Origin of the sequence: Streptomyces atratus, from assembly GCF_014648655.1 — a bacterium.
GTDB lineage: Bacteria > Actinomycetota > Actinomycetes > Streptomycetales > Streptomycetaceae > Streptomyces > Streptomyces atratus.
In genome coordinates this window covers 20,146-30,490 of the sequence record NZ_BMRN01000058.1, presented here as the reverse complement: position 1 = coordinate 30,490, position 10,345 = coordinate 20,146, and the positions used below count along the sequence as shown (strand labels likewise).

Annotated in this window: 6 protein-coding genes and 6 pseudogenes; 7 read left to right on the top strand and 5 right to left on the bottom strand. The window is 69.1% G+C overall.

The window, feature by feature from the left end:
• A partial coding sequence (locus tag IEZ15_RS45770) for an FAD-dependent oxidoreductase (protein WP_229846416.1) occupies positions 1-257 on the top strand: 257 nt, incomplete at its 5' end.
• A 185-nt stretch (positions 258-442) separates the two neighbouring features.
• Positions 443-1,801 (top strand): MocR-like pyridoxine biosynthesis transcription factor PdxR, encoded by a 1,359-nt coding sequence (pdxR, locus tag IEZ15_RS38815; protein WP_189281724.1) that lies wholly within the window; start codon positions 443-445, stop codon positions 1,799-1,801.
• Between the two features lie 204 nt (positions 1,802-2,005).
• Here pdxR and IEZ15_RS45765 read toward each other — a convergent pair.
• A pseudogene (locus IEZ15_RS45765) lies at positions 2,006-2,703 on the bottom strand (transposase); the annotation flags it as partial.
• Positions 2,704-2,744: 41 nt separating this feature from the next.
• Here IEZ15_RS45765 and IEZ15_RS38805 point away from each other — a divergent pair.
• On the top strand, positions 2,745-3,983 hold the full coding sequence (locus IEZ15_RS38805) for an IS4 family transposase (RefSeq protein WP_189281720.1): 1,239 nt from the start codon (positions 2,745-2,747) through the stop codon (positions 3,981-3,983).
• A gap of 195 nt (positions 3,984-4,178) precedes the next feature.
• On the opposite strand, the pseudogene IEZ15_RS38800 reads toward IEZ15_RS38805, so the two are convergent.
• The 3 genes and pseudogenes from IEZ15_RS38800 to sigJ form a co-directional block, all read right to left on the bottom strand.
• Positions 4,179-4,337, bottom strand: a pseudogene (locus IEZ15_RS38800) (transposase); the annotation flags it as partial.
• A gap of 293 nt (positions 4,338-4,630) precedes the next feature.
• A pseudogene (locus IEZ15_RS38795) lies at positions 4,631-5,666 on the bottom strand (IS1380 family transposase); the annotation flags it as partial.
• Between the two features lie 188 nt (positions 5,667-5,854).
• Positions 5,855-6,796: an RNA polymerase sigma factor SigJ gene (gene sigJ / locus IEZ15_RS38790; RefSeq protein ID WP_189281719.1), complete on the bottom strand. Its 942-nt coding sequence runs from the start codon at positions 6,794-6,796 to the stop codon at positions 5,855-5,857.
• Positions 6,797-6,976: 180 nt separating this feature from the next.
• Between sigJ and IEZ15_RS38785 the strand changes: the two genes are divergently transcribed.
• The 3 genes and pseudogenes from IEZ15_RS38785 to IEZ15_RS38775 all read left to right on the top strand — a co-directional run.
• Positions 6,977-7,414: a carboxymuconolactone decarboxylase family protein gene (locus IEZ15_RS38785; RefSeq protein WP_189281718.1), complete on the top strand. Its 438-nt coding sequence runs from the start codon at positions 6,977-6,979 to the stop codon at positions 7,412-7,414.
• A 258-nt stretch (positions 7,415-7,672) separates the two neighbouring features.
• Positions 7,673-7,998: pseudogene (locus tag IEZ15_RS38780) on the top strand (helix-turn-helix domain-containing protein); the annotation flags it as partial.
• Between the two features lie 100 nt (positions 7,999-8,098).
• A pseudogene (locus tag IEZ15_RS38775) lies at positions 8,099-8,773 on the top strand (IS110 family transposase); the annotation flags it as partial.
• Between the two features lie 44 nt (positions 8,774-8,817).
• On the opposite strand, the pseudogene IEZ15_RS45760 reads toward IEZ15_RS38775, so the two are convergent.
• Positions 8,818-9,730, bottom strand: a pseudogene (locus IEZ15_RS45760) (IS3 family transposase); the annotation flags it as partial.
• Between the two features lie 41 nt (positions 9,731-9,771).
• Here IEZ15_RS45760 and IEZ15_RS46580 point away from each other — a divergent pair.
• Positions 9,772-9,903: a hypothetical protein gene (locus IEZ15_RS46580; RefSeq protein ID WP_268250489.1), complete on the top strand. Its 132-nt coding sequence runs from the start codon at positions 9,772-9,774 to the stop codon at positions 9,901-9,903.
• Positions 9,904-10,345 lie beyond the last annotated feature (442 nt).

The following is a 10,345-nucleotide window of genomic DNA, read 5'->3' as shown; positions in this document are numbered from 1 at the left end:
TCGTCCCGCACGACGAACTGCTGACCCGGCTGGGATGCGACAAGGACGACGGCGGCTGGGTCGTCACCGACCGCACCGGCCGCACGAACGTCACGGGCGTCTGGACTGCCGGCAACGTCATCGACCCACGCGCGCAGGCCGTGGCCGCAGCCGGCATGGGATCCACCGCCGCCTTCGCCATCAACACCGACCTCCTGGACGAGGAAGTCGACCGCGCCGTCGAACAGCACCGCCACGCAGCTGCCGCCGTCCGGTAGCCCACAGCACGGCAACGCCAGACCTCACACTCCTACACCCGTACGAGACAGGGAGCCCACGCATGACCGCACACGCCCCACGTCCGGTGGACAGCGTCACCGAGCAGACGTTCACCGCACGCGTCCTCCAAGCGGAGCGACCCGTCCTGGAGACGAAGGGGACGGCGGGATTGCGGGCCGGGCTCATGGATGCCTTGCGCGAGGCCGTGCGCACGGGGAGGCTGTCCCCCGGCACCCGGCTGCCGTCCTCCCGGAGCCTCGCTGCCGATCTCGGCATCGCCCGGAACACCGTCGCCGACGCGTATGCGGAGCTGGTGGCCGAGGGCTGGCTCACCGCCCGGCAGGGATCGGGCACCCGGGTGGCGCAGCGGGCCGAGCCGCCGCGGGCCGAGTCGCTCCGGGCGACGGGCGGGGCGGCGGGCCGGGCGCCGATCCCTACGGTGCGCCCGCGACCCGCGCATAACCTGATGCCCGGCTCGCCGGACCTCTCCACCTTCCCGCGCGCCGAGTGGCTCAAGGCGTCCCGGCGCGCCCTGACCGCCGCCCCCAACGACGCCTTCGGCTACGGGGATCCGCGCGGGCGCGTGGAACTGCGCACCGAGCTCGCCGGCTATCTGGCCCGCGCCCGCGGCGTGTACGCGGACCCGGCACGGATCGTGATATCCGCGGGCTTCGTGCACGCCCTGAAACTGATGGGGGCGGTGTTGCGCAAGCGGCGGGTGCGCGAGGTGGCCGTCGAGTCGTACGGACTGGACGTGCACTGGCGGCTGCTCACGGAAGCGGGTCTGCGTATCCCGCACCTCCCGATGGACGAATCCGGGGCCAGGACCGATGACCTGGGCGGGATGCCTGGGACCGGGGCCGTGCTGCTGACACCGGCCCACCAGTTCCCGACGGGTGTACCGCTCCACCCCGACCGGCGGGCCGCGGCGGTCGACTGGGCGCGTCGCACGGGCGGGCTGATCCTGGAGGACGACTACGACGGCGACTTCCGTTACGACAGGCAACCGGTCGGCGCCCTGCAAGGGCTCGACCCGGAACACGTCGTACACCTGGGCACGACGAGCAAGTCCCTGGCACCCGGGCTGCGGCTGGGGTGGATGGTACTGCCGGAGAACCTGGTGACGGAGGTGGTCGAGACGAAGGGCATCAGCGACTGCTCGTCGAGTGCACTGGAGCAGCTGACGCTTGCGGAGTTCATAGAGTCGGGTGCGTACGACCGCCATGTGCGCTCGATGCGGCTACGCTACCGGCGCCGACGCGACCAACTTGTCGCGGACCTCGCGGAACGGGCCCCCAAGGTCCGGGTCATCGGCATAGCCGCCGGCCTGCACGCCGTGCTCGAACTCCCTGAGGGAGGCGAAGCGTCGGCGCTGCGCGCGGCGGCGTGGCAGGGACTGGCGCTGGAGGGGTTCTCGCGATTCCGTCACCCGGACGCGGCACCGGGCCGTGACGCCTTGGTCATCGGCTACGGGACGCCGACCGACAGCGCCTGGGCGGGCGCGCTGGACGCACTCTGCCGGGCGCTCCCGCAGATGCCCTGACGGCACGCGCGCCGCCGCGTACTGCCGGTCGGCAGGAGGCTCCGGGCCGGTCCAGGCCGGTCCGTCCGTGCTGGTCCATGCCGGTCCGTTCCGGTTCGGACCGGCCCGGTCACCGGCCACGTTGTGCTGGTTCAGAACGGTCCGAGGTGTCATCATCTGCTGCGACGACGCCCGTGAAGGCCGACGCCCGCGCGTCCGCATCCACAAGAGCTGCTCGGTCATCGATGGCAAGGAAGTGGGCATGACCAGGTTCGGGGCGTCTTCGCCTCTCGGTGAGGGGACTTTGTATCCGTCCCATGCAGCGTCCCCTTTGACCCGGACGCGGGCGTCGGGGTCAAAAGGGGTGACCGGGCGCGTTGCGCCCGGCGGCCGGTCTTTTGGCTCCCTGCGCGTCACCGCGCCGTCCACCAGGTGGAAGTGCTGGACCCATATCTGTCGCAGGACCTCCACCTCCTCCAGCACCAACAGGTCAGCGCGCGTCGGTTGCGCGGACCGCCTGGAACAACCGCATCCCCTCCCGGTCGATCCGTTCCCCGACCTCGTCGCGCTTCGCGCGGGCCCGGGGGAGGCGGGATTCCTCCGCCCGGGGCGCGTAATGCCGGAACCAGTCCGGCTCCGCGCCCTGGGGCAGCCACTCGGGAGCGGCCTGGGCAAGGGCGTTCAGCGCTGCCAGCATCGTCTCCGCCACCAGCTCAAGCCAGCGCATATCATGCGCCGACGACAGTACATGGGAAGAGTTCGTGCGGCCTCGGCCCGCGCTCTTGAGTAGATCTTTGTTCACGGGCAGCGGCCAACACGCCGTCCAGCACCCGCCACCCGCCGTCCGAACCGGCCAGCCGGTCCCTGAACTCCGAGAGCACCGAGAAATCGAATCCGGGATCTTCGAGTTGAAGCCCTAGCGCCAATACCGGTGACTTTGGTAATGCTGGCTCGTTGAGTTGGTGTGCCAAGGCCCGGACAGTTGAAGGTAGTTGAGGGCGATCGGTTTTCGGATCGCATCGCCCTTGGAGTGCTCACGCGTGCGTTTCCGCCGGAGCTGGTGGATGAGGTGGTGGCGGAGTGCGGACGCACCGAGGAACGTCAGCGTCTGCTTCCCGCTCGGGTGGTGATGTATTTCGTGCTGGCGATGTGCCTGTTCTCGGGGCAGGGGTATGAGGAGGTCGGACGGCTCCTCACCCAGGGCCTGGAACGCGAACGCCGCTGGTCGAAGACGTGGCGGGTGCCCACCAGCGGGGCGATCGGACGGGCCCGGTTGCGGCTGGGGGCGGAACCGATGAAGGCGTTGTTCGCCAGGGTCTGTCGGCCCGTGGCGCTCCCGGCGACGACGGGAGCGTGGTTTCGGGGTCTGCGGTTGGTGTCGGTGGACGGCACGACCTTCGACCTTCCCGATACGCAGGCCAACGCCGCCTTCTTCGGACGGCCGGGAACGGGGCGTGGCCAGGGCAGGAGCGCGTATCCGCAGGCCAGGGCCGTGGCCCTGGTCGAGTGCGGCACCCACGCCGTGTTCGCCGCCGACGTCGCGCCACTGGCGGTGCACGAGACGGCCCTGGCCCGCCGCCTGTTCCCCTCGCTGACCATAGGAATGCTGCTCCTGGCGGATCGGGGCTTCCTCGGCTTCGATCTGTGGCAGGCCGCCGCGTCGACCGGCGCGGACCTGTTGTGGCGGGTCCGGAGCAACGCGGTCCTGCCCGTGGTGGCCGCGCTGCCCGATGGCTCGTATCTGTCGGAGATCGTTGCCGCCCGGGACAAGAACCGGCGGGCCGACCCGGCACAGGTTCGCGTCATCGAATACGCCTTGGGCCCAGGTGGGGAGGGCGCCGTTTACCGGCTGGTCACCACGCTCCTGGACCCGGCCACCGCACCGGCCTTGGAGCTCGCTGCGCTCTACGCCGAGCGCTGGGAGATCGAGACGACCTTCGACGAGATCAAGATCCACCTGGGCGGACCCGGATTCGTCCTGCGCTCCCAGTATCCGGTCGGGGCCGAGCAGGAGATCTTCGGGTTCCTCCTGGTACACCACGCCCTGCGCGACCTCATGCACCAGGCCGCCCGGCAGGAGAGGGAGGATCCGGACCGGATGTCCTTCACCCGCACCTTGCGCGTCGTCCGCCGGCAGACCACCGGCCAGGCGGGATTTTCCCCCCTCCCGGCTCACCCGGGCACTGAAGCAGACCCTGCGTGAAATCACCGAACGCCTCCTGGAACCTAGGCGGTTACGGTCCAACCCGCGAGTGATCAAACGCAAAATGTCCAACTGGGCACTCAAACGCACCGAACACAACAACCCACCTCGCCCGGCCATCCCCGCCGTCACCCTTGTCGAACCCACCAAAACATCCCCAACCCCACGAATTAAGCCCTAAAGAACCGGTATTGGCCCTAGCGCGTACAAGAAATCGATGCGTGCCCGCACCGCCTCCGCAGCCTGGCGGTCGGCCAGCCCTTCCACGAACTGGAACACCGACACCAGCGCCAGCCCGGCGGGAGACCAGGCGGGTCGGCTGCGTGAGGCGAACAAATCTGTGAAGACCTCGTCGGACTGAACCGCAGACTCAATCACCGCTACGAACGCCACCCCCGCAACTACCTGGCATTCCTCGGACTCGCCGCCACCCTCTGCTGCTACAAACGACTACTCAAAAACTCACCACATAGGACACCGTCGTAATCTCGATCTTTCGTGACGGTCCGCCGGTTTCTTCCGCGGGCCGTTTCGGTTGTTCGGGCTGGTGGCGGCCATGCTGGTGGCCCGGCTGTCGCGTCGGGTGGGCGCCGGGTTCCACGGCTCCGGTCGGGGTGGTGCTGATCGTAGGGAAGGGATCGTGCTGGTCAGCCTGGGTTGGGGAGAGCTTCGAGTCGTGCCAGGGCGTTGGTGATCACGTCGTTCCAGGGCCAGTGGCGTGCGAATCTCAGGTGCCGGCGGCGGGAGGTCGTGACGATCTGGGCGGTGGCGGAGAGGAGGCGGAGTCGGAGGCGACGGGGCTCCCACCTGCGGGTTTCGCTGGTCAGAGCGAGCATGGGTATCCAGGCCAGCAGGTCGAGGCGATCTGGACGATCTCCAGCCAGATCCGGTTCTGCGCGGTGTCGTGCAGGGGCAGGTTGCGCAGGCCGGTCGCGCGGGCGGCCCGGATGCGGTCCTCGGCCCGTGCCCGCTGGCGGTGCCGTAGTTCGAGTGCGGCGATCGGGATGCCGGTGGTGTTGGTGGCGAACGCGGTGAGCCGCAGGCCGTCGGCGTCGGTGAACCGCAACTGCGCGCCGGGGTGCGGCCGGTCCTTGGGGACGATCAGCCGCATCCCTTCCGGCCAGCCCTGGAGGAAATCGCCGGCAAGTTCGGCGACCCAGGCGCCGTCGCGGATCTCACCATCCGGCTCGACGGCCGCCGTCCACGAGGCGGGCGGGACCTTGAGGACGGCCGGGTGGAGGGCGTCGGTGATGGTCATGCCGACCGAGTACGACAGCCACCGGCCCCGCTTCGCGAGCCAGGCGACGAACTCGTGGGTTCCGCCTCGGAGTCGGTGCGAATCAGCGTCTGGCGTCCGAGCCGGTATTTCTTCGGCAGTTAGGCCAGGGCGAGTTGGGCCGTGGTGATGTGGTCGGCGGCAGTGTTGCTGCCCGCGTTGCCTGGCCTGAGTAGGCCGACGACCGGCTCCCCGCTCCCGCCGCTTCCGGGGTCGACGAAGGCCATCAGAGGATGGTGTCCGAAGGTCTTCTTCCAGGTCGCGGTGGCGTCCTGCTTCTCGGAGTGGGCCAGCACGAGCACCCCGTCCAGGTCCACGACCACAGAGCCGTCGGCATCCGGCGCCGCGTTCTTGGCCACGTTCCAGACACGCTCACGCGCTTCGGCACGCGCGGCCCGTATCGCTCGTCGGCGAGGTGAGGCCGCTGTCCGAAGCACCCGCCGCGTTCACCCCCGGCCGGCCCCCGGCAAGACCATCATCCGGGTCACGGACGGCGGATAGCCGGCCGCAGAGCGCACGGACGCCCTGCTCTCCCGGCCGGCGGGAACCCGCCCCCAAAGCCGCCGAACCGGGTGGGCCCCGGACCGTGGCAGCTTCAGGGATGGGAGGTGCGCAGGCCTGGCCAGCGTGTCAGTTTCGCGGGATTCCACTGGATCCACACGCGTGTGATCCGGTCGCCGTCTACCAGCAGGTTGACCACCCCAGTGACCGCTCCGTCCCGCACCAAGGCGATTCCGGGACCGTCCTCGGTCAGCCGGGGGACGGGGCGTACGTCAGGCTGCTTGGCCAGCACACCCAGCAGGAAGCGCGCCACCTTCGAGGCGCCGGTGATGGGGTTGAGCGCGGCCCGCACCACGCCGCCGCCGTCGGAGCGCAGCGTCACGGTGGGATCGAGCGACGCCACCAGTGCTTCAAGGTTTCCCATTTGGCACGCCTCCGTGAAAGCGGTGACGACCCGCGTGTGGGCGGCCTGGTCGACGGGGCGCCTGCGCTGTGTGCGTACCCGCCTACGAGCCGAGCTCGCCAGCTGCCGGGTCGCATCGGTGGAGCGTCCCACGACCTCGGCGATCTCGGCGTACGGCATCGCGAAGACGTCGTGGAGGACGAGCGCCACCCGTTCGGCGGGGGTCATCGATTCCAGGACGACCAGCAGCGCCGTACTGACCGACTCGTCCACCACCACTCGATCGAGCGGGTCCCCGGGGGCATGCTGCCCCAGAGTCGAGCCCGCGATGCCGGGGAAGGTTCCCTCCGGCACGGGTTCGGGTAGCCAGGGGCCGACGTACTGCTCACGGCGCACGCGCGCACTGCCCAGGACATCGAGGCAGACACGACTAGTTACGCGGGTCAGCCACCCCGCGGGGTTGGTGACGGCGGCCCGCTCTACGTCACTGAGGCGATACCAGCGCAGATACGACTCCTGCACCGCATCCTCGGCCTCGCCGACCGTGCCGAGCATGCGGTAGGCCAGCCCCACGAGGCGGCGCCGCTCGGTGTGCGCCTCGTCACCGCGCGGACCGGTCGGCTCTGTTCCCATCACGCCTCCATTTGAGCACGGCCCGCCGATTCTCCGAGGAAAAGGATTCCGGGCGCCCGCGCGATCCCGACACCTCACATTCTGCCCGGCTGTCTCGTCAGACCTGGTGGCGGGCCCACCGGCCGGATGACGACCGGGCCCACCGCCGCTTGAACGAACGCACCTCCGCAAAGGAAGACCATGAGCACTGTGAACCTCGGCAAGCAGCACCCTGCCACCTACAAGAACCTGGGGGCGCTCGACGCTCAGGCCGACACCGCCGCGAGGGAGGCGGGGCTCGATCCACTGCTTGCCGAGCTGGTGAGAGTCCGGGTCTCGCAGCTCAACGGCTGCGCCTTCTGCTTGCGCATGCACACCCGCGACGCCCTCGCCAAGGGCGAGAGCACCGACCGCCTCGCTGTCCTGGCTGCCTGGTGGGAGTCGCAGTACTTCACCGCCCAGGAACGCGCGGCCCTCGCCCTGGCCGAGCAGGTCACCGAACTGACCGTCCCGGAGCGGCGCACTTGGGACGACGGTTCCCTCACCGACGAGCAGGTCTCCGCAGTCAGTTGGCTCGCAATCGTCATGAACGCCTGGAATCGGGTCGCTATCAGCAGCCACTATCCGGTCACCCCCTGAAGCCGGTGCGATGCCGCAGGCAACGCACCGCTCGTTCCAGAGGGCTCCTGATCGGCCGTGATCGATCCCGGCGAAGTCCGAGGCTGACGCGCTGCGGCCTGGGCCTGCGGCGGTAGGTCCCTGGCTCGGAATGAGGAGCGTCCGAGGCGACAGAAGGCGGCTTCGGACGCCCTTTCCCGTATATGGCCTGCGGATACTGAGGTTTTCGCATTGTCGTCGGGTGGTGACCATTGGTGATCCCTGCGGTATGCCGGAGAGATGCGGTATCCGGAGGGTGGGGCCTGACTGCTGAGCGGCGGGCGTTTCGTGAACAGGTGCGGCTGGAGGCCGGTAGGCGGTTCGCGGCGGGTGAGAAGACCGCGGTGATCGCGAAAGAGCTGCGGGTGAGCGAGCGTTCGGTGGAACGCTGGCGTCGGGCTTGGCGGGAGGGTGGTCCGGAGGCCCTGCGTTCCGCTGAGCCGGCGAAGGTGCCGAGGATCTCGGATGCCCAATTTGCAGTGCTGGAGGAGGAACTGGGCAAGGGCCCGGCCGCCCATGGCTTCGAAGACCAGCGGTGGACCCTGGGCCGGGTTCAGGTGGTCCTACGTTGTTGGTGGGTTGAACGGGGCGTCGTAAGGTCCAGAGGCCCAGAGACACCGGGTATCGCTTTCAGGCGGTTGCCCTCGATGATTCCCATCACCCTGGGTGGTCCTGGACCCTGACGGCAAGCGGCTGCTGTCGCGCCAGGTGCTGAACGACGAGCCGGAACTGCAGGACCTGCTCGCCGACGTGCTGGCCATCGACGAGGACGCCGTATGGGCGGTGGACGTCGCCGACGGCATGGCCACCTTGCTGATCAACGTGCTGCTCAACCACGGCCAGCAGCTGCTCTACATCCCTGGCCTCGCGGTCAACCGGGCCTCGGCCGGCTACCGGGGCATGGGCAAAACCGACGCCAAGGATGCCACCGTCATCGCCGACCAGGCCCGGATGCGACGAGACCTGACGATCTTGCGGCCGGACGACGAGCAGGCCATCGAGCTTCGGATCCTTACGGACCGCCGCTCTGACCTCAACGCGGATCGCACCCGTCGCATCAATCGCCCGTGCAGTCAACTCGCCAGCATTTTCCCTGCGTTGGAGCGCGCAATGGATCTCGGCAATGTCGGCCCGCTGATCCTGCTGACCGGCTACCAGACCCCGGCCGCCCTGCGCCGCACCGGCCGCAGCCGACTGGAGACGTGGCTCAGGAACCGCAAAGTCCGCAGCGCCGAGGCCCTCGCCACAGCCGCCTTGGAAGCGGACGAGCGCCAGCACACCGCCGTCCCGGGGGAGAAGATCACCGCTCAGGTGATCCACACCCTGGCGAAGGAGGTGATGCTTGATCCAAGAAGCCGGTGTTGCGACGACCACTTGAGCTCGGGTTGCGATCCGCGGTCCGAATGGAAGATCACCCCGGTCACGTCCCCGCCCCGGGTGGCGACCGCGGCCCGGAGGGCGTCGGTGACCAGCTCGGCGCGCATGTGGCTGGCCATGGACCAGCCGAGTACCCGGCGTGAGTACATGTCCACTACGCAGGCGAGGTAGAGCCATGAGGCTCCGACCTGCACGTATGTGATGTCACCGCACCACTTCTCGTCCAGAGCACCGGCGGTGAACTCCCGCTGGACCAGGTCCGCTGCCGGCGGCGCGAGATGATCCGGGATCGTGGTCCGCTTCTTCCTTCGCAGGTGGCGGCCGACGATGTGGTGCTTGCGCATCAGCCGGGCTCCCCGCTTGCGGTTGACCGTGTGTCCGAAGCCGCGCAGTTCGGCATGCACCCGCGAAGCGCCGTAGTTCCCGCGGTGTTCGGTGTGGATCTCGCGGATCTCTTCCACCAGGGCATCCTCGTCGGCCTGACGGGCGGCCCGCGCATCGGCGCCGGCGATCCACCCGGTAGTAGCCGGAGCGGGACACTTCCAGTACCCGGCATATCCGCTTGATGCCGAAGTTCTCGGCGTGGGCGGAGACGAAGTCCCAAGCGGCGGTCTTCACTTCATCTCCCGGGCGAAATACGCCGCTGCCCGGCGCAGGATCTCCCGCTCCAGATGCCATTCCTTCTCCGCCTTGACCAGACGTGCGTTCTCCGCACGCAGCCGGGCCAACTCGTCCTCCGGGCCCTGCGACGCGCCGCCGCCTGCCGGACGACCGTCCGCGTCGCGCACCCGTGCGCAGAGTCTCGGGGTTGACGTTCAGATCGGCCGCGACGTCCTTGAACGTCCGTCTGCCCGCCGAAGCCCGCCACAACGCGATCGCATCGGACCGGAACTCCGGACTGTACTTCGAGGGCCGTACCACGTTGATCTACACCTTCCAGGACCAAGAAGATCCATTGTCAGGTGTCCACACCACGGGGGTCGCCTCAGGCGGGCGCCAACCCCTGGGACCTCGACGCCCTCTTTGCCTCGGGCCTTGCCGGCGTCCTGGACGGCATCGCCGCCGACATCGCAGGGCGTCACATCGGGGCATGAGCTGTCGCGGCGGGCCGTCAACTGTGGTTGGGCTCGGCACGTAGGCCGAGTGGCCGGCTGCCGCGCTCGCGAGCGCCGTCGTGCGCCAGCCGCGGACGGGTCCGCGCGCACCGCGCCCGGCGGGCAGCGGCCCAAGGCGCGGAGCCCTCAGGAACGGTCACTGACCCCACAACTCAAGGCGCCTCTGGACAACATCCGCCGGACAGGCCCCACACGTACCGCAGCTGAGAAGGCGATGACGCTGTTCACCGCATGGAAGGCCATCAGGTACGACGTGCTCGGCTGAACCTGCCGTGTAACAGGATTCTCGGAGGCGCGTCCAGACCTAACGAAAACCTACTTGGCCAACTGCGTCCGGCCCCGAAAATTGCCGGGCCGGGCCGCTGGGGGATCCGGCTACCTGCTGCCCACACCGCCGTCGGCGAGCACCTCCATCTGACAC